Origin of the sequence: Comamonas brasiliensis (assembly GCF_018292285.1) — a bacterium.
Taxonomy (GTDB): domain Bacteria; phylum Pseudomonadota; class Gammaproteobacteria; order Burkholderiales; family Burkholderiaceae_C; genus Comamonas; species Comamonas brasiliensis.
The window spans coordinates 343861-370107 of the sequence record NZ_JAANES010000006.1 but is presented as its reverse complement, the minus strand read 5'-3'; the positions used below and the strand labels follow the sequence as shown (position 1 = coordinate 370107).

At 60.3% G+C, this 26247-nt stretch carries 23 protein-coding genes and 1 riboswitch; of the genes, 12 read left to right on the top strand and 11 right to left on the bottom strand.

The window, feature by feature from the left end; genetic code table 11:
- The first annotated feature begins 237 nt into the window (after positions 1 to 237).
- From DJFAAGMI_RS22545 to DJFAAGMI_RS22535, 3 genes are all read left to right on the top strand, one after another.
- Positions 238 to 3804, top strand: coding sequence for a beta strand repeat-containing protein (locus tag DJFAAGMI_RS22545; RefSeq protein WP_472924650.1), 3567 nt, complete (start codon positions 238 to 240; stop codon positions 3802 to 3804).
- 300 nt (positions 3805 to 4104) lie between these two features.
- Complete coding sequence (locus DJFAAGMI_RS22540) at positions 4105 to 4764, top strand: transglutaminase-like cysteine peptidase (protein WP_249334710.1); 660 nt, start codon at positions 4105 to 4107, stop codon at positions 4762 to 4764.
- 65 nt (positions 4765 to 4829) lie between these two features.
- The gene (locus tag DJFAAGMI_RS22535; protein ID WP_249334707.1) at positions 4830 to 6815 is read left to right on the top strand and encodes a bifunctional diguanylate cyclase/phosphodiesterase; all 1986 of its coding nucleotides are present in this window, start codon (positions 4830 to 4832) and stop codon (positions 6813 to 6815) included.
- A 68-nt stretch (positions 6816 to 6883) separates the two neighbouring features.
- Here DJFAAGMI_RS22535 and DJFAAGMI_RS22530 read toward each other — a convergent pair whose 3' ends face one another.
- Positions 6884 to 7873, bottom strand: coding sequence for a bile acid:sodium symporter family protein (locus DJFAAGMI_RS22530; RefSeq protein ID WP_211459305.1), 990 nt, complete (start codon positions 7871 to 7873; stop codon positions 6884 to 6886).
- A gap of 119 nt (positions 7874 to 7992) precedes the next feature.
- On the opposite strand from DJFAAGMI_RS22530, the gene DJFAAGMI_RS22525 reads away from it, so the two are divergent.
- Positions 7993 to 8925, top strand: a complete 933-nt coding sequence (locus tag DJFAAGMI_RS22525; protein WP_211459303.1) for a LysR family transcriptional regulator — start codon at positions 7993 to 7995, stop codon at positions 8923 to 8925.
- 4 nt (positions 8926 to 8929) lie between these two features.
- Here DJFAAGMI_RS22525 and DJFAAGMI_RS22520 read toward each other — a convergent pair whose 3' ends face one another.
- From DJFAAGMI_RS22520 to DJFAAGMI_RS22485, 8 genes are all read right to left on the bottom strand, one after another.
- Positions 8930 to 9247, bottom strand: coding sequence for a hypothetical protein (locus DJFAAGMI_RS22520; protein ID WP_043008290.1), 318 nt, complete (start codon positions 9245 to 9247; stop codon positions 8930 to 8932).
- Positions 9248 to 9947: 700 nt separating this feature from the next.
- Positions 9948 to 10211 (bottom strand): translation initiation factor IF-1, encoded by a 264-nt coding sequence (gene infA, locus DJFAAGMI_RS22515; RefSeq protein ID WP_003061434.1) that lies wholly within the window; start codon positions 10209 to 10211, stop codon positions 9948 to 9950.
- 23 nt (positions 10212 to 10234) lie between these two features.
- On the bottom strand, positions 10235 to 10453 hold the full coding sequence (locus DJFAAGMI_RS22510; protein WP_003053604.1) for a hypothetical protein: 219 nt from the start codon (positions 10451 to 10453) through the stop codon (positions 10235 to 10237).
- 978 nt (positions 10454 to 11431) lie between these two features.
- Positions 11432 to 12721 carry an OprD family outer membrane porin gene (locus DJFAAGMI_RS22505; RefSeq protein WP_283245808.1) on the bottom strand — a complete coding sequence of 430 codons (1290 nt, stop codon included), beginning with the start codon at positions 12719 to 12721 and terminating at the stop codon, positions 11432 to 11434.
- Positions 12722 to 12809: 88 nt separating this feature from the next.
- On the bottom strand, positions 12810 to 13289 hold the full coding sequence (locus tag DJFAAGMI_RS22500) for a pseudoazurin (protein WP_211459299.1): 480 nt from the start codon (positions 13287 to 13289) through the stop codon (positions 12810 to 12812).
- 15 nt (positions 13290 to 13304) lie between these two features.
- Positions 13305 to 14108 (bottom strand): ABC transporter ATP-binding protein, encoded by an 804-nt coding sequence (locus DJFAAGMI_RS22495; protein WP_211459297.1) that lies wholly within the window; start codon positions 14106 to 14108, stop codon positions 13305 to 13307.
- Positions 14105 to 15181 (bottom strand): FecCD family ABC transporter permease, encoded by a 1077-nt coding sequence (locus tag DJFAAGMI_RS22490; protein ID WP_211459295.1) that lies wholly within the window; start codon positions 15179 to 15181, stop codon positions 14105 to 14107. Before DJFAAGMI_RS22490 ends, DJFAAGMI_RS22495 begins: the two co-directional genes overlap by 4 nt.
- A gap of 53 nt (positions 15182 to 15234) precedes the next feature.
- On the bottom strand, positions 15235 to 16242 hold the full coding sequence (locus tag DJFAAGMI_RS22485) for an ABC transporter substrate-binding protein (protein ID WP_211459293.1): 1008 nt from the start codon (positions 16240 to 16242) through the stop codon (positions 15235 to 15237).
- A gap of 131 nt (positions 16243 to 16373) precedes the next feature.
- Positions 16374 to 16599, bottom strand: a riboswitch (cobalamin riboswitch).
- A 59-nt stretch (positions 16600 to 16658) separates the two neighbouring features.
- Between DJFAAGMI_RS22485 and DJFAAGMI_RS22480 the strand changes: the two genes are divergently transcribed.
- The 5 genes from DJFAAGMI_RS22480 (at position 16659) to DJFAAGMI_RS22460 (ending at position 21794) form a co-directional block, all read left to right on the top strand.
- A complete protein-coding gene (locus tag DJFAAGMI_RS22480; RefSeq protein WP_211459291.1) occupies positions 16659 to 17162 on the top strand; it encodes a GNAT family N-acetyltransferase in 504 nt (167 codons plus the stop codon).
- A 130-nt stretch (positions 17163 to 17292) separates the two neighbouring features.
- Positions 17293 to 18480 carry an acetyltransferase domain-containing protein gene (locus DJFAAGMI_RS22475; protein WP_419095624.1) on the top strand — a complete coding sequence of 396 codons (1188 nt, stop codon included), beginning with the start codon at positions 17293 to 17295 and terminating at the stop codon, positions 18478 to 18480.
- Positions 18481 to 18535: 55 nt separating this feature from the next.
- Positions 18536 to 18919, top strand: a complete 384-nt coding sequence (locus DJFAAGMI_RS22470; protein ID WP_211459287.1) for a Fur family transcriptional regulator — start codon at positions 18536 to 18538, stop codon at positions 18917 to 18919.
- Positions 18920 to 19411: 492 nt separating this feature from the next.
- Entirely contained in the window at positions 19412 to 20818 is a 1407-nt protein-coding gene (locus DJFAAGMI_RS22465) for an aminotransferase-like domain-containing protein (protein ID WP_211459285.1), read from the top strand.
- Positions 20819 to 20933: 115 nt separating this feature from the next.
- A complete protein-coding gene (locus DJFAAGMI_RS22460; RefSeq protein ID WP_211459284.1) occupies positions 20934 to 21794 on the top strand; it encodes a DMT family transporter in 861 nt (286 codons plus the stop codon).
- Positions 21795 to 21952: 158 nt separating this feature from the next.
- Here the strand turns inward: DJFAAGMI_RS22460 and DJFAAGMI_RS22455 are convergent, their stop codons facing one another.
- Positions 21953 to 22834 (bottom strand): LysR family transcriptional regulator, encoded by an 882-nt coding sequence (locus DJFAAGMI_RS22455; RefSeq protein WP_211459343.1) that lies wholly within the window; start codon positions 22832 to 22834, stop codon positions 21953 to 21955.
- Positions 22835 to 22884: 50 nt separating this feature from the next.
- Between DJFAAGMI_RS22455 and DJFAAGMI_RS22450 the strand changes: the two genes are divergently transcribed.
- On the top strand, positions 22885 to 23820 hold the full coding sequence (locus DJFAAGMI_RS22450; RefSeq protein ID WP_211459279.1) for a DMT family transporter: 936 nt from the start codon (positions 22885 to 22887) through the stop codon (positions 23818 to 23820).
- A 309-nt stretch (positions 23821 to 24129) separates the two neighbouring features.
- Here the strand turns inward: DJFAAGMI_RS22450 and tsaA are convergent, their stop codons facing one another.
- A complete protein-coding gene (tsaA, locus tag DJFAAGMI_RS22445; protein ID WP_211459277.1) occupies positions 24130 to 24612 on the bottom strand; it encodes a tRNA (N6-threonylcarbamoyladenosine(37)-N6)-methyltransferase TrmO in 483 nt (160 codons plus the stop codon).
- Between the two features lie 89 nt (positions 24613 to 24701).
- Between tsaA and modA the strand changes: the two genes are divergently transcribed.
- Both modA and modB read left to right on the top strand, forming a co-directional pair.
- On the top strand, positions 24702 to 25505 hold the full coding sequence (gene modA / locus DJFAAGMI_RS22440) for a molybdate ABC transporter substrate-binding protein (RefSeq protein ID WP_211459275.1): 804 nt from the start codon (positions 24702 to 24704) through the stop codon (positions 25503 to 25505).
- Between the two features lie 17 nt (positions 25506 to 25522).
- Positions 25523 to 26203: a molybdate ABC transporter permease subunit gene (gene modB, locus DJFAAGMI_RS22435; RefSeq protein ID WP_283245801.1), complete on the top strand. Its 681-nt coding sequence runs from the start codon at positions 25523 to 25525 to the stop codon at positions 26201 to 26203.
- The last annotated feature ends 44 nt before the right edge of the window (positions 26204 to 26247 follow it).

Here is a 26247-nt window from a genome sequence, read left to right as displayed (position 1 = left end):
AACGTCACGCTCACCGCAGCCGAGCTGCAAGCACTGGGCACCACCCCGCGTGTCATCACCGGCACCGAAGGCAAGCTCACGCTGACCGGCTACGACGCCAGCACCGGCAAGATCAGCTATAGCTACCAGCAAGACGGCACGGCCAAGGACCACACCGCAGGCGACGACTCCGTCAAGGACAGCTTCACGGTCACCGTCACCGATGCGGCCAACCAGAGCAAGTCCGACAGCCTGGTCGTGCTCATCACCGACACGGCCCCCGAAGCCAAGCCCGACACGGCCTCCGTCACGGAAGACACGACTGCCCCCATCACCGGCAATTTGTTGGGCAACGACACACTCGGTGCCGATGCAGTCACGACGGTAATCACCACTGGCGACGCTAAGTACGGCAAGCTCGTGGACAACGGAGACGGAACTTGGTCGTACCAGCTCAACAACAGCCTGCCGGCAGTTCAGGCTCTCACTGACGGCCAAAGCCTGACCGAGACTATCCGCTACACCATCACCGATGCCGATGGCGACACCTCCACGGCAGAGCTGACCATCACCATCAACGGCACCAACGATGTGCCGACGGTGACGAACGATGCCAAGTCGGTCACCGANGACACNGGCGTCTCCGGCGGCAAGCTCAGCGTCAACGGTGCGGTNACCATCTCCGATGCCGATACTGGTGAGTCCACCTTCAACACCAACAGCCTCAAGTTCACCGGCAGCACGCACACGGGCGGCCAACTGGGTGCGGTCACCATCAACGCCAACGGCACCTACACCTACAAGGTCGACAATGCCGCCGTGCAGTTCCTGAAGGCGGGCCAGTCCATCGTCGAGACCTACACGGTCGCTTCTGCGGATGGCACGGCCACCAGCACCATCACCATCACCATCAACGGCACCAACGATGTGCCNACGGTGACGAANGATGCCAAGTCGGTCANCGAGGACNNNGGNGTCTCCGGNGGCAAGCTCAGCGTCAACGGTGCGGTNACCATCTCCGATGCCGATACTGGTGAGTCCACCTTCAACACCAACAGCCTCAAGTTCACCGGCAGCACTTACGCGGGCGGCCAACTGGGCGCTGTCACCATCAACGCCGACGGCACCTACACCTACAAGGTCGACAATGCCGCCGTGCAGTTCCTGAAGGCAGGCCAGTCCATCGTCGAGACCTACACCGTCGCCTCTGCCGACGGCACGGCCACCAGCACCATCACCATCACCATCAACGGAGCCAATGACGCTTTCCCTGACATAAATACCACGACGGAGGACCACGCTGTTTCAGGCAATGTGCTGCTCAACGATGAGGGCTATGTCTCGGGTGGAACTCTTGTCGTTGCAAGCTTTGCCGTCAACGGAGTCACCTACAGCGTGGGTAGCAGCTCGGTGAGCGTGATGGATGCGGGCAAGGTTGTAGGAACAATCACTGTGGCAGCGAATGGCGGCTATGTCTTTACGCCAAGCAGCGATTGGAGCGGCAAGGTTCCGACCGTGACCTACACCACCAATACAGGAGTGACCAGCACGCTGGACATTAATGTGACTCCAGTTGCGGATACTCCCTTGGTTACGGTGAATGTGGGAGCAGGGTCGACGCCCGTTACGACGTCGATCACTGCTACCAGCGTGAACAGCTCAAATGCGGGCCACACCGTCACGGCTTACAACATCAATGGCTCGAAGGGGTCGGTGAGTGTCGTGACCGGAACGGATCACGATGGTTTTGGTGTGGTTGGCGCTGCGTCCGGCGATTCGACTGAAATTGGACGCAGCTCGACAGGTTCTGAATCCTTGGCTATTCAGTTCAATGTACCTGTGACGGCCATCACGGTGCAGTTTGCCTGGTTGGCTTCGGGAGAGTGGGCGCGTTATCAAATGTTTGACGAGGCGAAGAAGCCCGTTGTACTGGGATACAACGCAGATGGCACTGTCAATGCGGCCAGCGGTCTTTATGGATTCGTCAAGGGTGGCACCGACAAGGTGGATACGCAGTTCAAACTGAGTGTGCCCGCAGGAAGCACCATCAGCCAGATCGTCTTTGACGCACCGCGTGTGGATGACGACTATCTGATCAACAAGGTGACTTATACGACGGCAACGACTTATCCGGTCACGATCACGGCCACTCCTCAGGATGTGGACTATTCCGAGACGATCACGAAGGTGACTGTGGAAGTACCAAAGGGCGTCACGCTGTCCGCAGGAACCCAGATTGATGCGACTCACTGGTCCCTGCCATTGGTCAGCAACGGCAGTTACTCGGTGAGCATTGATCCCATTACCAAGGCTGTCACCATCACCGGTCTGAACATGACCGTCCCTGAGAATGTGCAAGTCAATGAGATCAAGGTCGTTGCAGTAGTTGCCGACGGCAGCAGCACGGCGGACGGCAGCGCGAGCTTCACCAGCAAGCCGGATGCAGTCGACGATACCAACAGTGCAACGTTGACATCGAAGAGCGTGGCGACTGCGCCGACATCGAAAGACTTGGCGACGTTCACCAGCGGCGAGAGCAATGCCTGGAAGTTCGACAACACCACCGGTACCCGCCTGTACAAGACTGACTCGAATCTCTCGAGCAGCAACTGGCAGTCTGGCGAGAATACCAAATGGCTGGTCAGTTCCGTCAATGGCACGACCTGGGACGGTATCTCCACCGGCGGGGGCTTGGTGCTGACCGACAATAACGGCCGAGCGAGCGGTGATGCCAAGGCGGTGACGCCCATCTACACCTCGACCGTGGCGGGGACCACGCTGCAGTTCAAGGTGACAGGCTTCAGCAATGCGAGCAACTCAAGTGATTCTGTGAACTGGACGCTCTACAAGAGCACCGATGGCGGGGTAACCTGGTCTGCTGTTCCCGGGCAAGCCAACTCCGGCGTCATTACCGGAACGGGCACCTACACCACGACGGCACTTGAAGCGGACGCGACCTATCGCATTCTCTTGACAGTGCATGAGGGAAACAGCAACAGCACGGATGCTGCGGTGACGTTCGATGACTTCACGGCCAACGTTCCCAACCCGGACACTATTGTCTGGAGCAGCACGGCCGTCACCGGCTCGGTCACGTCCAATGACACGCTGGGCACTCTGGGCGAGACATCGACGCTTTCGGTGTTCAATGGTTCGACCTGGGTCAATGCGGCATCGGGCGGCACGACAATCACTGGCAGCTACGGCACGTTGCTGATCAAGGCCGACGGCTCCTACACCTACACGCCGACCGCGAGCGCAGCCGGAGCAGGCAAGGTCGAACATTTCGACTACAAGCTGACTCAGGCCGATGGCGATACCGATACGGCAAGCCTGGACATCAGCATCGACGCGACCGGACCGGGTGCCACGACGCTGGCTGCTTCCCGCATGGCTAGCGATACCGGCAGCCATGAAGTGCACAGCACCTCGTCCGGCGACTCGCTGCTGGGCACGGCCGAAGACGACTTGTTCATCTGGCACCAGGGCGATGCGGGTACGGTGTCGAGTCCTGTCACCGATGTGGTGAAGAACTTCGGTGCCTCGGGTAAGGACGCACTCGATCTGGGCGATCTGCTGCAAGGCGAAGAGACCTCGAGTGATCTGAGCAAGTTCCTGCACCTTGAGACCCGCACCGAAGCCGATGGCAAGACCATCGATACGGTGATCAAGGTCTCGACGGCTGGCGCACTCGATGCGAATGGTAATGGCTTTAACCAGAAGATCTTGGTCGAGGGCGTGGATCTGGTGGGCACGAGCCATGATCAGAATGCGCTGATCAAGCAATTGATAGATCAGGGCAAGCTCAAGATCGACCACAGCTGATAGAAGGGCCCGGCGAGGGCCGGCAGAAGTCTTGAAATATCAAGTCTTCTGCTGCCTTGCCCGGTTGCGATCGTCAGGTCGTTTTCAGAGCTTGCATGATTGGTTACATTTGTGAGCGTCGAGTCTTGGCCGTGTTCTTCCGGAACTATCAAGATTCATAGCGCCTATCACAATATTCACAAGCGTTTCAAGCAGATTCTGTCTTGGGCGCTTGCTCTTCCTGCAACTCGATTGAGCACTTTGCCCAGCCTACTGTTTCCACATTCCGTGGAAAGAACGCAGCGTCTGTCGCGCAGAGGCATGCTTTTGTATGGCTCGGCGATTGTCGGGGGCTGGGCGCTGCAGAAGGGCTTTGAAGCCGTTGCGCTGGATTTCGACAGTGAACGGCTGCAGAGCAGCATGCAGTCGCGCTACGGCGGTGCCGGTGTGCAGAGGCTGGGGCAGTGGCTGGCGATGCTGCAGGCTCAGAAAGACAGGCCGTTGCAGCAGCAGTTGTCAGCCGTCAATACCTTCTGGAATCGCGCGGTGCTGCAATCGGAGGACAGCATGCTCTGGTCCCAGCCCGACTATTGGGCCACGCCGCTGGAGACGCTGGGCAAGGGGGCGGGAGACTGCGAGGACTATGTGATTGGCAAGTATTTCTCGCTGCAGCGCCTGGGGGTGGCGGTAGAGAAACTGCGCCTGATCTATGTACGCGCGCGCCTGGGGGGCGTGGGCAGTACGCAGAGCATTGCGCATATGGTGCTGGGCTATTACGAGACACCTGCTGCCGAGCCGCTGGTGCTGGACAGCCTGCTGGACAACATCATGCCGGCCAGCCAGCGCAAGGACTTGACTCCCGTGTTCAGCTTCAATGCCCAGGGAGTCTATGTCGCGGGTGCACAGACCACGTCAGTGGATCGAATTACGCGTTGGCGCGATCTGCTGGCGCGCATGAAGCAGGAAGGTTTTTTGCCATGAATGCCATGTTCCGCAGTGCAGGCAGCGAAGCCATATTGAATGGTCGACACAGATAAGGCAGCAAGATGTCGTTGTTGAAACAACTTTTGATCAGCGTGACGGTGGCCATTGTGGCCATCTTGATCGGCACCCTGGCGTTCAGCATTGGTGCCGCGCGCCAGTATCTGGATGGGCAGCTGCAGTCCGAGAGCGAGAATGCCGCCTCGTCGCTGGCCTTGTCTCTGTCGCAGCCGGCCAATCAGGACCCGGTCACGCAGGAGCTGCTGATGATGGCCTTGTTCGACGGCGGACAGTTCAAGCTGATTCGACTGGCCTCGCCCCAGGGCGAGACCTTGTTCGAGCGCCGGCGCGACAACGGCACAAGCGAGAGTTCTGCCGCTGCAGCCAAGCCCAGGCAAAGCGCTGCTCCGCGATGGTTTGTCGAGATGCTGCCGCTGCGCTCGCCCAAGGCCGAGCGTGTGATCAGCGATGGCTGGAAGCAGGTCGGGCAGCTGACGCTGGTGGTGGACGACAGCTATGCCAGCCAGGCGCTCTGGGGCAGCAGCGTGCGTCTGGCGGGAGTGGTCGTGCTGGCCGGGTTGGCCTGGGCTTTCTTTGTGGTCTTGCTGTTTCGCTGGTTCCGCAAGGTCTTGCAGCAGGAAATCTCGGCGCAGGTTCAGGCGATTGGCCGCCAGCCGGATGAGGCGGAATCGGCGCAGCCCGCCAAGGCCGCAGTGGCCGAGCTGGTACCGGTGCTCAGCGCCATTGCGGATACCCGTGAGCGGGTGCAGGCAACGGCGCTGGAGCAAATGGCACGTATCGAGTCGCTGGAGATCGAGGTCAATCGCGATCCGGTCACCCAGCTGCCTAACCGCAAGTATTTCGTCAATGAGTTGCGTCGCGCGCTCAGCGGAGCCGATGGTCTGGCGGCGCATGGTCATGTGATGCTGTTTCGCCAGCGCGATCTGCTGGCCCTGAATGCGCAGATGTCGCGAGCCAGCGCCGATGCCTGGCTGGCGGCGATGGGTGAGCAGGTCAATCAGGTGCTGAAGAGTCATGCCGACTGCAAGGCTCAACTGGCCCGCCTCAATGGCTCGGACTTTGTGGTGCTCATGCCGGCCCTGGCGGGGCCCCAGGCCATGTCGCTGGTGCAACAGATCCGGCAGGTGCTGCTGTCCATGCGCGTGACCCTGAGCAGTGGGCAGTGGTGCCGCTGGAGCTTTGCCTTGACGGACTACTCGGCATCGAGCTCGGTGACTGGCGTGCTTGCACGGCTGGACTACGGTCTGATGCGTGCCGAGAGTTCGGGCCAGGCCGAAGTGGAGTATGTGGCCTACGGCGATGATGAAGTGGTTTCCGATCTGGCTGGAGAAACCTTGTGGCGCCAGATGCTGATTGCGGCCCTGGAGGCGCAGGATGCGCTTTCCCTGTCGGTTCAGCCGCTGCAATTCAAGGGTCGAAACGGGATGCAGGAGCGCGGCGAAGCGTCGCTCTCGCTGCGCACGGCTTCCGGCGAGACCTTGATGGGGTCTCTGTTCCTGCCGGTGGCCGTGCGGTTGGGCCTGTCGGCAGAGTTCGATTTGCGAGCGGTGGCCCTTGGGGCGGCGTGGCTTGAGCAAAACGACAGCGAGCTGGTCATTCGAATCTCCTTGCCATCGCTGGCCCAGCCCGACTTCCTGGGTCGACTGCGTGAAGAGCTGAGTGCACAGAAGTGGGAGCATCACCTGTCCCTGCTCTGTCTGGAACTGGATGCGCATGGACTGACGGCCTATCCCGATGAGGTGGCCGAATTCTGCCGGGCCATGGCGCTGGCCGGTGTCGGCGTGGGACTGCGCCGCCTGGATCAGCAGCCCATGGGCCTGACCAAGCTCCACACCTTGCCGCTGCGCTATGTGAAGCTGGGCAGCGAGTTCTCGGAGCAGGCCGCCCAGAGCCCGGGTGCCCTGCATCTGCTGCAAGCCATCGCCGAGACTGCGACAGGACTGGGGATCCAGGTTATGGTCAACGACTCCGTCAATGCGGAGACTGCGCAACTGCTGCACCGGCAAAACGCGTTGACGCTGGCCGTCTGAAACGGCGGATTCTCCAACCCACAAAAAAGGGGCGCATGAGGCGCCCCTTTTTTGTGGGTCATGGGATCCTAATGGGTCGTGGTCTGATCGGCAATCTGGACTCGCCTGGCATAGCGCTGTGCCAGCACCGCGCAGACCATGAGCTGAATCTGGTGGAACAGCATCAGCGGCAGCACGATCGCGCCCACGGACGCGGCAGGAAAGAGCACATTGGCCATGGGAATGCCGCTGACCATGCTTTTCTTGGAGCCGCAGAAGACCAGCGTGATCTCGTCTTCTTTGCTGAAGCCCAGGCGTCGTGCGCCCCAGGTGGTGATGAAGAGCACGGCGGCCAGCAGAATGCAGCACAGCACGATCAAGCCCAGCAGGGATGGAATCGGCGTCTGTTTCCATAGGCCGCTGATGACTGCGGCGCTGAAGGCGGCGTAGACCACAAACAGGATGGAACCCTGGTCCACCAGCTTGATGATGGAAGCGCGACGCTGCAGGAAGCCGCCGATCACGGGGCGCATCAGATGGCCGATGACAAAGGGCAGCAGCAGCGTCATGGCAATCTTGCCAATGGCATGCAATGCATCGCCGCCTTCCGCATTCTTGTGCAGGATCAGACTCACCAGAATCGGCGTGACCAGAATGCCCAGCAAGGTGGAGGCCGATGCGCTGCACACGGCGGCAGGCACGTTGCCGCGCGCCATGGAGGTGAAGGCAATCGCCGATTGCACGGTGGCGGGCAGGGTGCAGAGGAACAGCACGCCGATATACATCTCGGTGGTGACCAGGGGCGAAAGCACTGGGCGCAGTGCCAGCCCCAGAACGGGGAACAGCACAAAGGTGGCGATGAAGATCCAGACATGCAGGCGCCAGTGGCCTATGCCCGCCAGGATGGCCTGGCGCGAGAGTTTGGCGCCGTGCAGAAAGAACAGCAGGCTGACGATGCCGGTGGTGACAAGTTCCACATATTCAGCCACCTGGCCCGAGGCGGGCAGAAAGCTGGCGAGGATGACGGTGGCAAGCAGTGCCAGCGTGAAGTTATCGGGGAGAAAGCGGGGGCGAGACATATTCTTGAGCTGAAGCCATCCATGCAAGGCACCGGGTCGGTGCGCGATGGCTGCGTATTGGACACGCAATCCATTTAAAAGAGAAATGGATTTATTCGATAGACCTATAATTTTTTGATATGAATATCAGTCTGCGTCAATTGCGTGCCTTTGTGGCGGTGGCCCAAAGCAGCAGTTTCAGCCGCGCCGCCGACGCCCTGGCCCTGACGCAGCCTGCCGTCAGCCGCAACGTGACGGATCTGGAGCAAGCCATGGGCTTGCTGCTGCTGCATCGCACCACGCGTGAGGTGGAGCTGACCGAAGCCGGGCGTCTGCTGCTGGGCAATCTCTCGCGCGTGCTGGAGGATCTGGATGCCTGCCTGCTGGAGGTGCAGGGCCTGGCGACACAGCGCAAGGGCCGGGTCAAGGTGGCCAGCAGTCCCACGCTTTCCGCCCACCTGATGCCGCAATGCATTGCACGCGGCAGGCAGCAGTCGCCGGGCGTCAACATCCAGTTGCTCGATCGCATTCAGAGCGATGTGCTGCTCAGCGTGCGCAGCGGCGAGGTGGATTTTGGCGTGGTGATCGACCCTTCCGAGAAACAGGATCTGCATGCGCAGACCATTCTGGCCGAGCCCTTTTGTCTGGTCTGTCTTTCCTCGTATGGCCTGGCACGCAAGAAAGAGGTGCACTGGGCACAGCTGGCGGGCGAGTCCCTGGTGCTGCTGGACCATGCATCGGGCAGTCGCCGCCTGATCGATGCCGCGCTGCAGGCCCATGGCGCGGCTGCATCGGTGGTCCAGGAGGTGGGGCATACGACCACCATCTACAGCATGGTGCAGCAGGGTCTGGGTCTGAGCGTGGTGCCGCGTCTCGCCATTCCTTCGGCCTGGGCTGCTCAGGCCGCCACTGCCGCAGCGGCTGGCAGTGCGGTCCTGGTCAGCCGTCCCCTGGTGCCCCGGGTGCAGCGCAGCATCATGCTGGTCAAGCGCCAGCAGCGTGAACTATCGCCCGTCGCGCATCTGGTCTGGGATCTGATTGCGGCAGAGGCCGTCAGCCTGCTGGACGAATAGCCGCTCAGGGTCTGAGCACGATGCGCGAATCAATCACCAGCCCCTGCGGTTGCGGCGCGACATAGACCGGCTGGGGCGGCGCTATGTACACGGGCTGGGGCGCATGGTAGGCCGCAGGACGGCTCCTGCACTTGCGCTTTTCCTTGTACTCGCCATTGCTCTTCCACTTGCGCTCCACCTTGCACTGGCCATCCCAGTACTCTTCCTTGTGCTCGCGCTTGTGGTGATGGTGATGATGGCGGTCATGTGCCAGGCTGGTCAGAGGTGTGGCAATCAGCGCCATGGGCAGGCAGATGGAGACAAGAGCAAGGGTTTTCTTCATTCTGGGTAGGGCAGTCCAAGGCTGGAGCCATGGCTGCATCGGTGTTCAAAACGCTGCGAGCATAAGCGCAATGCACCGACGAGACTGTATCAATTCATGAGCGCAATTCGCGCTGTGGCTGTGCCTTGAGCGTGGGTTGTCGTTCCATGCTTGTAAAAAATATGAGCACCTTGTGCACGAAATACGGGAATTTCAGACTGTTTTCTATCTGAAATTTAGAGCTGGAAAGCGGAAGAAGCTATGTATTGAGTAGCTTTTCATCGAAGGCTGTTTTGACGTGGACCACGGTAGACACGAACCCGTGAATGCCATGGCTTCCGGGTCCAGGCATTCCTCCCGGGCCGCGGCGCCGGAATGCCTGCAAGGTCAGTTCGATGATGGCCCTGATTGCCAGACAGTGCGGCACCATCGGCAGGGCGGTAGCAGCCATGCCATGGGGCGCAGAGTTCTTGGAGGGGGAGTGGGGGTGAGGCCGGTTGCAGTCTTGCTGCTCCGGCTTCCGCATGCCTGAGGGTGTCGGTCAAGGCTGACTGCCGACTCCGGGTGTGATGCAGCATCTGCCGCCCGGTGGCGCGAGCCTGCCTCAAGCGAATTCCGGTGCCAAAGCCCTGATGTGGGCGCGATGCTGCTGCTGCTGAGCGGGCGCTTGCGCAGCGCCGAAGCTGGTGGTCGGGGCCTCCACCAGATCCACTGCTGATGCTTAGTGGCGGCGCTGCTGCGGCGCGGGATTGCTGTTGTTGGAGCGCTCGATGTGACGGAAGGTCAGGCGACCCTTGTTCAGATCGTAGGGAGACATCTCCAGCGTTACCTTGTCGCCTGCCAGCACGCGAATGCGGTGCTTGCGCATCTTGCCGCCGGAGTAGGCAATCAGCTGGTGGCCGTTGTCCAGCGTTACACGAAAACGGGCGTCCGGCAAAACTTCGTCCACTCTGCCTTGCATTTCAATCAATTCTTCTTTGGCCAAAACATTTCCTTTCAACAAAAAGGTCAGTTCAACTGGTTGTCCAGCACCATGCTGCGCCCTTCGGCGAGTGCATATTTGCTGGCCATGTCCGGGGTGTCGAACTGGCGGATAAATCTGAAAATCCGGTCATAGGTTCCGCGACGGATGGAAACCGCTGCAGCAACCTTGCCGGAGTGAGTCATTTGGGTGAGGGCAGTCACAATGTAGTTGCCGACACGCTCTGTGATTTGTTCTGTGTGCATATCGAGTCAACGGGCGGCACCAACCCTGGGCAGGGCATGCCGTCCAATGAAAAATGAAGGAATCCGGCTCTGATGAGTCGGGATCAAATAAGCCAGCCCGCTTGCGGGTGGCTCATGCTTCTTGCCAGGGAATGCTCTGGCTGTATGGAGCCGAGCGTGGGCAACGTGAGATCTGCCTGAGAGATGCTGCGCAGGGCAAGTGCCGCGCAGCAATCCAGAGATTATAAAGCATTGCTCTTTTATGCGCAAATCGTAATGAGTCGCGGCGCTGGCAGAGATGGTCCTCGGGCGGCTGGCCCTTGCGCATCGCGCGGCTGAAAGGCTGCACAGGATGATCTATGGAGGTTAATGCGCTCTTGGCACCCAGGTGGGAGTTGGTCATGCAAGGACTGCAGGACCGCAGCAGCGCTTGCTGCAGAGCTGAGAGGCTTGATCGTGGAAAAAAGGCTTGGCTAATAGGAGAGGGCCGCTGGCTAGCTAAAACGCTGCAGGCCCGTGCCTGTCAGCGCCCCACGATGAAGAGGCGGTACAGCGATTCGCTGCACCATGGGATGAATCATAAACGCAATTGAGAATCGTTCGCAAATAACCCTTTGAAATTGAGGACTAAGGGCTGATGAAGTGAAGGCCAAAGAGCCGGCCATGAACGCCGAGACCAAGGCATGCAGGCCGGCAAGAGAGGGCGACAGACGGAACGCGGCAGAGTGCCAGACAGCCAGAGTCAGGCCGGCGTGATCAATATTGCGGGTGCCTCTGCAAGAGGGCGGCTTGTGCAGGCTGCCGCTAATGGGTTGAGATCTTTGCCATCTGGCTGTCACATTTCAAAGGCAAGATGCGTAGCGCTGGGTTCTGGTTGTAGCACTGAAAGATGGCTTGACCCCTGGCGCCAATTCCAAAGCCTCGGCCTCAGTGCCGGGGCTTTTTGCTTGCCCGAAACGCAGTCCCAACGAATTGCTGGATTGCCGGACTTGTCCCGGTCTACAGGATCTTGAACGGCAATTCCGCCTGTAGTCGAAGCTGATTCATATTGGCCTCGCCCTGGGCCTTGTTGGTGCGATGCACGCCGTAGCGCAGCTGCAAATTCAGATGCTTCGCCACCCCATGCTGCACCGTGTATCTGAGCAGAAGGTCGCGTTCCCAGTGCTTGCCCTGGGTTCCCGAATAGCCGAGGTAGCTGGCATACACGGCATTGAGACGGCTGTTGTCGATTCCGGAGCCTCTGGTGTAGGCGACGCCTGCGCTCAACCCCGGGGTGGCGATGGAACTCAGGTCCACATCGTATTTGAGTTGCCAGGACGCTTCGCGCGGGCCGTTGAAGTCGGACAGCTGCATGGCATTCTCCAACCAGATGGAGCCGCGGTTCACATAGTCGAACGGATTGTTGCCGTTGACCTTCTGGTAGCCGAGACCTAATCTGTGAGCGCCTGCGACGTAGCTGCTCATCAGGCTCCAGGTGGTGGTGTCAATCTCGCCAGACCTGGCCCTTCCGGTATCGGTGCTGCGATAGAGGTTCAGATTGAACGACAGTGCACGCTTGTCTGACAGAGGAAGCTTGTAAAAACTTCCCAGGTACGCGGTGTTCCAGTTGTCCGCGTATTGTCCGTAGTAGCTGCTCAGCGTCAGATGTGGAACGGGAGTGTTCCATGCTGCACCTACAAAGCTGAAGGAGCCGCTGGTTACGCCCGAGTAGTTGCCCAGCAAGTCGGCGCCGTTCTTGCGCGCATTGCGGTCGGCCCAGCCGGTAAATCGCCCGGCCTGCAGCGTGAGTGTGGGGATGTCTCTGCTGATGACTTGCCAGCCCCGATTGCTTTCAGGCAGCAATCGGGTATCGGACGAACTGAAGATCGGTGTCTTGGTCCGCATCTCGCCCACTTTCAGTTCCGTGGAAGAGATTCGAGCTTTCAGTGCAGCGCCGGCACGACCAAAGCTATCCGCAATCTCTTGCCCATCCTTGGCCACATAGCGAGGTGTTGCCCGTGCATGCTCGGCCTGCGTCCCCAGATTGACGGCGCCATAGGCATGTGCATCGAGCCCCAGGCCGAGAACGCCCTGCGTGTAGCCCGATTCGTAATTGAGCATCAGGCCGTAGGCCGATTCTCGGGCCAGTGTCTGACCTCTTTGTCCGCTGGCCGCACGAAAGCTGCTTCCTTTCTGGTAGTTAAGCTGTTCCAGCAGCATGCGGTTTTGCATATGGAATGCAGCGCCCTCAATAAAGCCTTTGGCGTCATCTTGTGCTCCGGCAACAGCGCCACCACTGGCGCATAGCATGGCAGCGCTCAGTGCAGAAAGACGAAAAACACGGGCTCTCATCGGATGGATCTTTTCAGTGGCGGCTGCAGGCCCGATGGGCCGGATTTCATTGGCCATGGTGCGGCTCTCTGGATGCTCGAGATGCGGTCTGGGCGCGTGCAGCGATGTCCTGGAAGCGCTGCCTTGCCTGTTCAGGCACATCATCCGGTACGGATAGCTGGGACAAGGGGCTGTCGCCGACCTGGATCAGCATCACCATGCCCATTGCATAGTGGGGCTGGCACTTGACGCCGTAAAGACCTGGCTCGGTCATGGTGACCGTGATTTCCTGATTGGTCTTGCCTCTGAAGGGTGTCGCGCCTGCCGGCGCCATCCCCGGGATGGATACTGCATCGTGCCCGCTGCTGGTCGCGAGGAACTTGACGCTGTCGCCTGCTGCGATCCTGACGAATTCGGGCTCGTACGCCATGGCTCCGTGAGGACCTCGGTTGAGCATCTTGATCTCGACAGTTTCTGCCGCGGCGAAGTGCCCTGACAAACCGCAGGCAAGCAATGCGGCAATACGGATGGAGCTGGGAGCAGACATGAGGAACTTTCGGTTTTAGTGACTGGCCATCGCTTGAAAGCGCAGCACGTGGCTGCCGTCTTCCGGATCCAGCAAGGCGCGCACCTGAACCTGAAAGACCTGCTGCAGCAAATCCGGATTCAGCACCTCCAGGGGCTTGCCCAGCTGAACCAGGCGGCCCTGATGCATGACGGCCAGACGGTCGCAGGCCATGGCTTGGTTGAGGTCGTGCAGCGCGACCACCTTGGTGATGGGAAGCTCCCGGATCAGCTGCATCAGCGACAGCTGTTGGTGGATATCGAGGTGGTTGCAGGGTTCGTCAAGCAGCATCAACTGGGGCTGTTGCGCCAGGGCCCGTGCAATATGTGCTCTCTGGCGCTCGCCGCCCGACAAGGTGTTCCAGCGGCTGCCTGTCTTGGATAGCAGGCCGACATCGCGCAGCGCCTCTTTGACGATGCGCTGGTCGGCGGCCGACAAAGGAGCCAGCGCAGACAGCCAGGGCGTTCGCCCGAGCTCCACGGCCTCGGCCACGGTGATGGCATCGAGGGTGTCGGCGTCCTGCGCCACCAAGGCCAGCCGGCGCGCCACGGCACGCCTTGGCAGACGCTGCAGTGCCTGTCCCCCCAGCAGCACCTCGCCCGAGCTGGGCTTGAGCACACCGGATAGCAGTCGCAGCAGGCTGGATTTACCCGAGCCGTTCGGCCCTATGAGCCCCAGCATTTCACCCGGCTGCACTTGCAGGCAGACCTGCTGGACAATGGCTGTGCCACGCGCCTTCCAACTGATATCGCATGCTTCAAGCGCGACCATGTCCGGCTTGGCGAGGGTGTCAGGCGTCATGCGTGACCTCTTCTGCCTCTGAGCAAAACGCCGGCAAACACCGGGGCGCCGACCAGGGCGGTGATGACGCCAATGGGCAGAACCTGTCCCTTGATCAGGGTGCGTGAAACCACATCGGCGGCAATCAGGAAGATGGCTCCGATCAAGGCGCTGGCCGGGATCAGGCGCCCATGGCGCACGCCAACCAGCAGACGGGCCGCATGAGGAATCACCAAGCCCACGAAGCCAATCGCTCCGACCACGGAAACCATGACGGCTGTCATCAAGGCAGCTGCCAGCAGCAGGGTCAGCTGCACGCGGCGCACTGGTACTCCCAGTGCCGCGGCCGATTCGCTGCCGAAGGTGAATGCATCCAGAGAGCGGGCATGCATCAGACACACCAGCACTCCTGCCATAGCCACCGTAGCCGTCAAAACCGTATCGGGCCAGCGCACGCCGCTCAGATTGCCGAGCAGCCAGAACATGATGCCGCGCGCCTGCTCGGCACTGCCGGACTTGGTGATGATTAACGATGTCAGCGCATTGAACAGCTGCGAGCCCGCAATGCCGGCCAGCACGATTTGCCCGCCATTACGCAGGCCGCCATTGCCAGCGGCATGGGCCAGCAAGGCCACCAGGGCAAATGCGCAAACCGCTCCAAGGAAAGCCCCGGTGCTCATCGAGACCAAGCCCGCCCCCAGGCCGGCGACCGAAACCAGCACGGCCCCCGTGGAAGCACCTGCTGAAATGCCCAGCAGGTAGGGCTCGGCCAAGGCATTGCGCAGCAGGGACTGCAGAACAACGCCGCAGACGGCCAGCCCGGCCCCGCAGCTGGCTGCGACCAGGGCTCTGCTCAGGCGGTAATTCCAGACAATGCCCGCATTGATGGGGTCTATGACGTAGCTGGTGCCCAGCATTTGATTTGCGAGCACCTGGTACACGATGCGCGCGGAGATATCGGTCTCGCCAATCGCTATGCCGGACACGACGGCCAGCAGCAGCAAGGCGGCTGCTGCGGCCCCAAGCAGGGCGGCGCGCAGCAACCGGCCTGCCGGTAGAAGCGGTCTGGAAAGGCTCGGCGTGTAGGTATTCATGGCTCAGCGGCCGGGCAAGGTGCACCGGCATGCGGACTTCGTTGATGTCTGGCTTATTTGGCGAGGCCTTCGATCTGCAGCACCGCATTGGCAATCTGCTCCATGCCGTCCACCTGGCGGATGGAGCCCTGCAGGGCATCGGCGTCCACGATCACGATGCGGCCGTTCTTGACGGCATCCATGTGCTGGGTGACGGGGTCCTTCTTGAGGAAGTCCAGCTTTTTCTGGTAGTCGTCTGCAGGAAAGCGGCGACGGCCCATGCGGGCCACGATCAAAATCGAGGGATTGGCCTTGGCAATCGTCTCCCAGCCCACGGTCGGCCACTCCTCTGCGGATGTGATGACGTTGCGCAAGCCCAGAGCTTGCATCATGTAGCCGGCCACGCCGTTCTTGCCGGCCATATAGGGGTCGGCGGCCAGGTCTGCGCTGGAGAACCACAGTGCGGCAGACAGGTTCTGGAGCCCGGAGGATTTGACCTTGGCCACGGCCTGGGTCTGGCGATTGCTCAGCTCTTTGACCAGGCTTTCGCCGCGGGCCTCGACATCAAAGGCCTGGGCCAACTGGCGAATGCTTTTGTACAGGGCTTTCACGTCGTAGCTGGCAGTACGCGTGCCGTCAGATCCCACAAGATTGTTCTTGCCTTCGCAGTCGGCAGGCATGGCATAGGTGGCGATGCGCAGATCATGGAATTGCTCGCGCGTGCCCACCACGCCATCCTTGCCCACCATCCATTCAAATTGCGAAACCACCAAGGCGGGGCGCTTGCCGAGGACCGACTCGAAGCTGGGAATGTTGTCGGACAGGCGTGGCACCTTGTCGTTGACAGCCTTGAAGCGGGGCTGTACCGGGTTGAACCAGAGCGCTGTTCCGACAACCTTGTCGCCCAGGCCGAGGGCATAAAGCATTTCAGTGCCGGCCTGGCCTATGGTGACCACCGAGGTGGGCGCCTTGTCGAGAGTGAGGGTGTAGCCGCAGTTTTGCAGCTGCACAGGAAAGTCGGTTGCATGAGCGGAAAATGCGGTAGCGAGCAGGGCAGTGCTGGCAAGGCTTCGAAGCAGCATCGGAATATCTTTCCAGAAGCGGCGAAAAGCATCTTGGAAGACATAGCAGGACACGCGCCTGAACTTTGCCCTGAGTGGCAGCAGGTTATCGGAGCGATGAAATGCTCACTTCCCGGACACCCCGCCGGCAATGAATGGTTGGTGCTCTGGCAGGTCTCCTGACTGGCAAATCATCGCTGGCTCATCGCCTTCCCAAACAGATGTTCAGTGGCTGTGTGATGGCTGGCTCATTGCCTACAGTTGCGGGGGCAGTTCCATTTCACGGGCCGGCCCCGAAGGTGCCTGACCACTGGATTCCCTCATGCATTCGCCGCTGCGCACGCATGTTCTTGCGAAACCAAAGTTGCGGTAATGTATCTGATTTTGTAGCAATCAGTCCCAAGCCAGGACGACGAATGAGCCCCGATTGCCTCTCCATGCCCCGCTTGCAAGACATTTCCATTCAGCGCGTTCGTGAATTGCATCAGGTTCACGGCTTTTTGCAAAGCGCACGTGTTTCCATGTTCGGCGGGCGCATCGCTTCACTGGAAATTCCCGAGGATCTTCGCCATTTCGAAGAGACCTATCTATCGGGTAGCGGCTGCATGCTGGCGGCTCTCGATGCTGACCAAAGAGTGCAGGCCACGATTGCCTGCCGGGACTATGACGGCAGATTTGCGCAACTGGATTTCGGACCGCAGAAGGTGGTCGAGGTCGTGCGCCTGTTTGTCGCGCCGCAATTCCGGCGCTCAGGCGTGGGGCAGGCGATGCTGGATGTGCTGATGCGCCATGCTCTGGCCCAGCAGGTGCAGGTGCTTTATCTGCACACCCATCCATTCCTGCCGGGAGCTCTTGAGTTCTGGCAAAGACAGGGCTTTGCGGTGATCGAGCGTGAAGAAGATCCGCTATGGCAGACCGTTCATATGCAGCGTCTCATGTGAAGCTTGGGAGAGCTGTCCAAGGCTCGGGCTGTCGACTGGGTCCTCGACCTGCGTATTGGAAGCGGGCGTGAAATTGAGCATGTCTGCGCCAGACACCGGGTATGAATTGTTATGATATTGATAATTCGATATCAATAAAGCAAGCAACTTGTCCTCTCTGTCTTCTCCACCAGTAATTGCTGGCCGTCTGCAATCGATCGATGCGTTGCGTGGTCTCGTCATGCTGTTCATGTTGCTCGACCATGTCCGTGAAACCTTTTATCTGCATCTACAGGTTCCCGACCCCATGGTGGTGGCGGACACTCCGCCCGGCCTGTTTTTCCCGCGCATGCTCGCCCATTTGTGTGCGCCGGTATTCGTGTTTTTGACGGGCCTGGGGGCCTATCTGTATGCCAGCCGGCATGCCGGTGCTGCTCAGGCGCGCACCGCGTCCGGCTTTTTGTGGCGGCGTGGCCTGTTCTTGGTGCTGCTGGAGGTGACGGTCGTCAACTTTGCCTGGACCTTCCAATTTCCTCCCGCCAAGATCTTTCTGCAGGTGATCTGGGTGATCGGTCTGTCCATGCTGGCCCTGTCGGTGCTGGTATGGCTGCCACGCAAGGCCTTGCTGCTGCTGGGGCTGGTGCTGATTGCGGGGCACAACCTGCTCGATGGTCTGCATTTTCCTGCGGGCCACGTGATGCATGTACCCTGGGCGATCCTGCATGACCGTGGCTGGCTGGAGCTGGCCGGAGTGCAGCTGCGCACGTCCTATCCTCTGTTGCCCTGGATCGGCGTTATTGCTCTGGGCTACGGTATCGGTCCGTGGTTTGGCAAAGCCTGTGATTCGGCGCAGCGCCGCCGCTGTCTGCTGATGGCAGGCATTGCCTCGTTGCTGGGCTTTGCGCTGCTGCGCACGCTCAATGTCTATGGCGATGCGCCCTGGCTGACCGGTACGAATGCGCTGCAGACACTGATGTCCTGGTTCAACGTCACCAAGTATCCGCCCTCGCTGTTGTTCCTGATGTTGACGCTCGGTATCGGCTTGCTGCTGCTGTGCGCCTTCGAGAACGCCGCAGGCCGCAACGGGCTGCAAATGCTGGCCACCTTGGGGGCCGCACCCATGTTCTTTTATGTGCTGCACCTGTACGTGCTCAAGTTCATGTACCTGGCGGCAGTGGCGTTCTGGGGGGCCAACCAGGGACAGTTGTTCGGACTGAGCAGCCTGCTTTGGCTGTGGGTGATCGCAGCGCTGCTGGCTGTGGCTCTGTATCCCGCAGCAAGCTGGTTTGCCGCACTCAAGCAGCGCCGGCGCGACATTACCTGGCTCAAGTACCTCTAGGATCGAGCCACGGCACAATACTGCCTCCTGTCGCTATTGACCCAGCCTCGCCACGATGAACACCTCCAAGCAACGATCCACCAAGCAGCGCGCGGCCATTGAGCAGGCCATGGCAGAGGCCGACAGGCCGCTTGCGCCACAGGAGGTATTGGAGTTGGCGCAGGCAACCTTGCCCGGGCTTGGCATTGCAACCGTGTACCGGGCACTCAAGGCGATGGCCGAAGAGGGATTCCTTCGTGAGGTGCACCTGCCCGAGCGCACCCCCATGTATGAGGTGGCAGGGCACGGCCACCATCATCATTTCCAATGCACGGTCTGCCAGCGGGTGTTTGATGTGCATGCCTGCCCCGGCAATCTGGCGAGTTTGGCGCCAGCGGGATTCCTGGTCGACAGCCATGAAATCACGCTGTATGGCCGCTGCCGTGACTGCGCAGCCTGAACTCGCTGTCCACCGGCCATGGCCTGCCTGCGGTGTCGGTACCCGAGGAGCGCAGCGGGTGAGTTGACCGCTGCCAACTGCTTCAAGGTAGCCGTTCGCAGGTGGATTTCCGGTGGCGGCAAAGAGCGCTTGGATGGCGTTGACAACGCTTGATACTTCCAATGTTGAGCGCTTTGTTTGCATTCGGTGCATGGCCTGCGCCTTGTGCATCAGGCAGGTCTTTGCTTGCGGCTCGCGAATCAATCGTCCAGTGCTCTTCCGGCAAGCACAGCGTGGCAAATGACTGGCGTCCCGCCCTGCCAATCTATGGGTGACGAACAGGTGCAGAGCCTGCCTTGAGTCGGTTCCTGCCTGGCAGCCGCATCGCTTTCGGCAAGGTGGGTGCGTTATCCCTGCCGGAGTCAGGAGGCTCTGCAGGCAGGTCATGGTGCACAATCAATCACAATTGCTCCATACTGTAGTGGAGTGCTTGCCAACACGGTGGACATTCGAATGGCGCGCAGCGGTACTCTCATCAACCAGGTCATGTCGCATATTCGGGCTGGCATTGCCTCTCGAAGCATCTTGCCTGGAACGCGGCTGCCCTCGATCCGGCAGCAGGCCCGATTGCTGAAAATGTCGGTTTCCACCGTGGTGGAAGCGTATGAACGACTGGCGGCAGAAGGCGCTGTCGTATCGCGCCCCGGTGCCGGTTTCTATGTCAACGGGCCCGTGGCGCCCCTTGCCTTGATGAAGCTGGGGCCCAGGCTCGACCGTGTTGTCGACCCCTTGTGGGTGTCACGTCAGTCATTGGAGAGCGACCCGGCATCGCTGCGGCCCGGTTGCGGCTGGTTGCCGCCCACATGGATGTTTGAGGACGGGCTGAAGCGAGCACTGCGGGCACAGGCGCGGGGCTCGCTGTCGGAGCTGACGGAGTATTCGACACCTCTCGGGAACCCTGCCTTGCGCCAGCTTCTGGTCCGTCGCATGGCTGCCACGGGTATCGATGCGTCACCCGAGCAGGTGATGCTGACGGAGTCAGGAACGCAGGCAATCGACTTGATTTTCCGTTTTCTGCTGAAGCCCGGGGACAGGGTTCTGGTTGATGATCCCTGCTATTTCAATTTTCATGCCCTGCTCAAAGCCCATCAGGTCCAGGCGATTGGAGTGCCTTACACGGCCCAGGGGCCGGATCTGCTCTTGTTCGAAAAGGCTCTTCAAGAGCATTCACCGAGGCTATACATCACCAATTCGGGCATTCACAACCCGACGGGAGCAGCCCTGTCTCCACTCGTTGCCCACAGATTGCTCAAGCTCGTTGACAGCTCCGAGTTGGTGATCGTGGAGGACGACATCTTTGCGGACTTTGAGAGCACCCATGCGCCCAGACTGGCTGCATTTGACGGGCTTTCACGCGTCATCCACATCGGCAGCTTTTCAAAGACGGTGTCGGCATCCGTACGTTGCGGATTCCTGGCTGCCAGGCCCGAGTGGATTGATGCGCTGGTCGACCTCAAAATTGCCACGAGCTTCGGTGGAGGCCGTTTGGCGGAAGCGCTTATTCTGAAGACGCTGACGGACGGCGGTTACAGAAAGCACATGGAAACAGTGCGTCAGCGGCTGTCGCTTGAGATGGAAAAGGTGGCCGGCCGTTTGCAGAAGATGGGGGTCAGGCCCGCCTTGATACCGCAGGCAGGCATGTTTCTTTGGTGCCGGCTGCCGCAAGGCATCGATGCCGCAGCGCTTGCGCGCACCTGTCTTCACGAGGGCGTGGTGCTCGCACCGGGCAATTCCTTCAGCCAGTCCCAGTCGGCCGGAGACTTTCTGCGCTTCAACGTTTCACAGTGCTCCGACGAGCGTGTTTTTTCTGTCCTGGCTCGAGCATTGAAGCGTCCGGATCTGGGCCGAATCCAGGACTAGGCTTACGTTCTGTACTGGTTTTTAGTGAATACAGTTTCTTTAAACTGTGCTGTTTTGTGCATGGTGTGATGCACGGGCGTCATGATGTACTCAAGGCTCAATTGAGGAGCCTTGAATGGAGAAAAGTACTGGCGGATGGGTCAACGGGATGATTGGCGTCGCCATCTTTGCCGGATCGTTGCCTGCCACTCGCGTGGCCGTCGCAGATTTGAATCCCACATTTCTGACATGCGCGCGCGCTGCAGTTGCAGCGCTTTTGGCCTGGCTGCTGCTGCTTTTGCAACGGGAGCGCCGACCATCGTTGGCCGATCTGCCATCACTGGCAATTACCGCGGCGGGCGTGGTCGTCGGATTTCCCTTGTTTACAGCACTGGCGCTGCAGCACGTGACTTCGGCGCACTCCATCGTATTTGTCGGCTTGTTGCCGCTATGCACCGCAGCCTTTGCCGTGCTCCGCGGTGGCGAGCGTCCTCGGCCGCTGTTCTGGGTCTTCTCGGCAGCGGGCGCTGCGGTGGTTGCAGGTTATGCGGCAATGGCAGGCGCGCAGGCATCCCTCACCGGTGATTTGCTGATGCTCGCCGCCGTCGTCGTTTGCGGCATGGGCTATGCGGAGGGCGCTCGTCTGTCGCGCAAGCTGGGGGGCTGGCAGGTCATCAGCTGGGCACTCATCCTGTCCTTGCCTGTGATGCTGCCTATTGCACTGTGGACGACTCCACCGGCCTTGGCGAATGTCGGCATGCACGCCTGGCTCAGCTTTGCCTATGTGGCACTCTTCAGTCAGCTCATCGGTTTTGTGTTCTGGTATCGCGGCCTGGCTCAGGGCGGCATAGCGGCAGTCGGCCAGCTGCAGCTGCTGCAGCCTTTTATGGGCCTGGGCCTTGCGGCTCTGCTGCTGAACGAGTCCGTGAGCTGGTCGATGCTTGTCGTGACTTTGCTTGCGGTGGTCTGTGTCTCCGGCGCCAAAAAGTATGCCTGATGGGCATGCCGCGACCATGGCGTTCCGGGGCAATCGACTGCGTGAGCAGATCGAAGCCATGGCTGGCGCTGATATGAATCCCGCAGCGATCTGAGGAGCAGCAAAGCCGTTGCTGATTCATGCTTGCTCAAAGACCGCAGCGGGCTCAGCCACTACGACTATTCGAGCTTCAGGCTGCTTCGGCTTTTGCGGGCCAGTTCGACGAAGGCGAGGGCAGCCGGCGAGAGTTTGTCTAAGCGCAATGCGGCCAATGCGATTTCACGCCGGCAACGAGGCTTCAGCGGACGATAGACCACACCGGCAGGTGGGGCAGGCAGAGCCAGACGCGCGGCAATGGTGACCGCACTGCCTTGTGCGACAAAGCCCATCATGGAGGCGAGCTGCTCAAACCTGAATAGCGTTCTGGGTTCGGCCCCTTGGCTGGCCAGAAATGCATCGATGTGGGGGCCTGAGCCGGCGCTGGTTCGGATAAAGGGCTGTCCATGCAGGTCCATGGCGCCGATGGCGGATCGGGACGCCAGGAAATGCGTAGCAGGTATCACTGCCACCAGTTCGTCTTTGGCCAGGGTCAGGGTGTCGAAGCGCTCATCGGGCAAGGTGACAAAGCCGAGTTCCACGCGCCGCTCCAGCAACCATTGAACGACCACGCTGTCGGTGGCTTCCTCAATGTGCACCTCGACCAAGGGGTGCTCCTGCTGAAAGCGTGCCAGTAGCTTTGGCAGAAGCTGCAGCGACGAAGTGGCGCCAAAGGACGCAATGCGCAGGCGGCCCCGTGCAATGCCGTGTTCTGCATCGGCTTCCTGCTGCAATGCCTCTTTTTGCTGAAGGAGGTCGTTGGCACGGATCAGTAGCCGGGCACCTACCTCGGTCAATGTTGCGGCAGCGCCTTCCCGGTTGACAAGCGTGACGTCCAGCTCTGTTTCCAGCTGTTTGATGGCATGGCTGACGCCACTTTGAGAAATACCGAGTACGGCCGCTGCGCGCGAGAAACTGCCCATCCGGGCGAGTGCGGCAAAGACTTCGAGCTGCGTAAATGTCATGAGTTTTTGCTCATTCGACGATGAGTTCCGATTAGCAGATAGTAGCTGGCATGAACACTTCACGCACCTCAACCCATATGGGACTGATTGCCATGGCTGCCCTGTGGGGCGCTTCCTGGCCATGGGGGCGCATCGTCGCCCAGGCCATGCCCCCGCTGGTGGCAGCCAGCCTGCGCTTCTTGCTGGCCAGCCTGTTGCTGGTGTTGTGGCTGTATCGCAGCGGCCGCATGAGTGCATTGCGCACCCTTGGGGGGAGCCAATGGGCGGGCCTGGCCTGTGCTTCCGCCGTAGGGGTGCTTGGCTACTCGGTGTTCTTTTTGCTGGCGCTCAAGACAGTGCCCGCAGGCAAGGCGGCTACGGTGGTGGCGCTTAATCCGGTGTTGACCATGCTTTTTGCGGTGCTGCTGTTTCGTGAACGCGTGAACACCGTCATGTGCCTGGGCCTGGGTTTGGCCGTCATGGGCACTTTGTATGCGCTCAGTGATGGCGCTCCAGCCGCTCTGATGTCCTCCTCTGGTGTCGGAGAGTGGCTGCTGCTGGGCTGCGCTGCTTGCTGGGTCGCGTACACCTTGATTGGACGCGTCGTGCTGACCAGCGTGGATGCGCTCACCGCGACAACGGTGACTGCCTGCATGGGCGCGGTGCTGTTGTTGGTGGCGAGTTTCGTGCTGGAGGGGGGCTCTGCATGGGCCGGCTTGTGGAAGGCGCCTGCTGCGGCCTGGTACAGCCTGGTGGCATTGGCGCTGGGGGCCACGGCACTGGCATACGCCTGGTTTCTGAAAGGCGTGCAACAGTTGGGTGCCGGAGTGGCTGCCGCATATATGGCCCTGGTGCCATTGTTTGGCATGCTGTGGTCCAGCCTCTGGCTGCAGGAGCCCGTCACAAAATCGTTGCTGGAAGGCGGTGCGGCTTCCATTCTGGGGATGTTGTTGATGAATGCGGGGCGTATGAGGATGGGAAGAGAAGTCCCTGCGACGAATGTCTGACTTGCCGTGGATTCAGGCACTTGGTGCAGCGCATTCGCCAATGCACTTCCGCCAGGGGTTTATATCCTGATGCTTGTTGGGCTGTTCATGTTTTCTCGCAGTCGAGCCCATTGCTCTGCGAGTGACCCGAGACGTCAGGGCCCCACTTCAGCGCTCCCTTGCTGCTCTCGTTCGTTTCGTGCAGCCAGGAGCAGCGAATTGCAGAAGTGAATCCGAATGTCGCCGGCTCCGGCGAATCGCTTGACCATCGACGCGGCAGATCAAGCGTCACGACGGGAGTCAGCGCCGGATTGCAGGCTCCCAACCGGATCAGGACATACGGTCATCCGAGACCGTGGCAGGTAGACGTTGCAGGCCATGACCAAACCAGCCTATGTGTTCCGTCTGGCGCACATCGAGCTGGGGTACGTAAGGCTTGATGTCTATCACGGGGGTGCCGTCCAGCATGTCGTTGCCGCGAAAGCGCAATATGCGCTCATTCAGGTGCACCAGCTTCACGATGGACAGACCAATCCGGTTGGGCCGGGCCGGAGCGCGCGTGGCAAACACCCCGTGGCTCACGGTATCCATAAACGGCACGACTTCCAGCTTCTCCACGGCCTGGTGCAGATGGGTGAGCAGGATGAGAAATTCAAAGCCTTCGATATCACGCAATCCTGCGGTGAATTCTTCGAAGATCTCCAGCTCGCCTTCCGCATCGGCCGCCGCCACGGTCTGTATCGGCATGCCCTGCGTGCTTTGAAAAGGGCTATGGATGATGCCAATGGGGCGTAGGGTGATGGTGTCTGTCATAGGCGGCGATCTCTTGTTTCCTAGTGTTATATTCCGTTGAATATAACGTGCGCGCTGCACTACAGCGTCATCTTCCACTGAAGTTTTGAATGTTGAATGCTGTTGCCAATACCACTGGCCCCTTCCATCTGAATCGAAATCGAGAGCTCCATTTTTCGCGACGCGTCCTCGCTCGCAACCTGCTGGGGCTGGCCTGCGTGGCCACGCTGCTTGCCAGCACGCCCGCAAGGGCCGCCGAGACCGTACTGGTTGCCGCGATGGGAGGCTATCGCAAGCCGGTGCTCGAACTGATAGAGGCGTTTCGCAAAGAAACGGGAGTTGAAGCGCAGGCTGCCTTCGGGCATATCAAGCAGATCGAGACCCAGGCTCGGCAGAACCGGGAAGTCGCCTTTTTGATTGGTGACAAGAGTCTGCTGGAGCCCACCGGACTTTTCAGCCGCTTCGACCGTCTCGGGACAGGCAGGCTGGTTCTGGTGGCTCGCAAGGGCAAGTCATTGAACAGCCCTGAGGATCTGAAAGACGCGGCCTTCGGCCGGGTTGCACTTCCTCATCGCACCCGGACCGTATTTGGCGGTGCAGCCGATGCTTGCGTGAAGCGACTTCACCTCGCCGATGCGCTGTCGTCCAAGCTGCTCGAGGTTGAAGGTGTGCCTCAAGTGGGGAGCTACTTGAGCTCCGGCGAGGTCGATGCAGGGTTTGTGAACAAGACCGAGGCGTTGGCGCTTGCCGGTCGCGCAGGCCCCATGCTCGAATTGCCCCAGAGTTGCTACGACCCCATAGAGATATCGCTCGGCACCGTCAGGGATCGTGCACTTACCGAGTCGCAGAGCCGGTTTCAGGCCTTTATGCAAGGCGACACTGCCCGGCGCATCATGACCGCCAACGGCCTCTGAGCTTTTGGCGGACTGATTTGCTCCCCGAGACCTGTGCCTGGACGTCCTTTCCGCTCACTCTGAAAGTGATGGGTTGGAGCGTGCTGCTGCAACTGGCGCTTGGCGTCCCGCTGGCCTGGGTCCTGGCCCGTTGCAGCTTTCGCGGCAAGGCCTTGCTCGATGCACTGGTGACCTTGCCCCTCGTCTTTCCGCCGATCGTCATTGGCTATGTACTGCTGCTATTGCTTGGGAGAGAAGGCTGGCTGCTCACCTGGTTGCCGCAGGATTGGAGACCGCATTGGGTCTTCAGTGAAACAGGCCTGGTCATCGCTGCGGTGGTCGCTGGCCTGCCGCTGATGGTCAAACCTGCTCAAGCCGCCTTCGCCGAAATGGATGACTCATTGCGTGAGGTGGCTGCGACGCTGGGGGCACGACCTTGGCAAGTGATCATCAAGGTCGAGTTGCCGCTGGCCAGGCTTGGTATCCTGGCTGGCCTGGTGCTGGCCGCCGGGCGGTCGATGGGGGAGGTCGGTATTTCGCTGATGCTGGGAGGCAATATCAGCGGGCGCACCGAAACCCTGTCGCTGGCTGTCTACAACCATGTGCTGGGGTCAGAAGCAGACTGTGCCAATGCGCTGTCCCTGGTGCTGGCCGGACTGGCCGCGCTGGCGTTCTTCTTGCTCCGGAAGTTCGAGCGGCCAATGGCGAAAACAGGTTGAGGCCTGCTTTCATTCCTCCTGCCAGCGTTACTCGCATGGCCGCG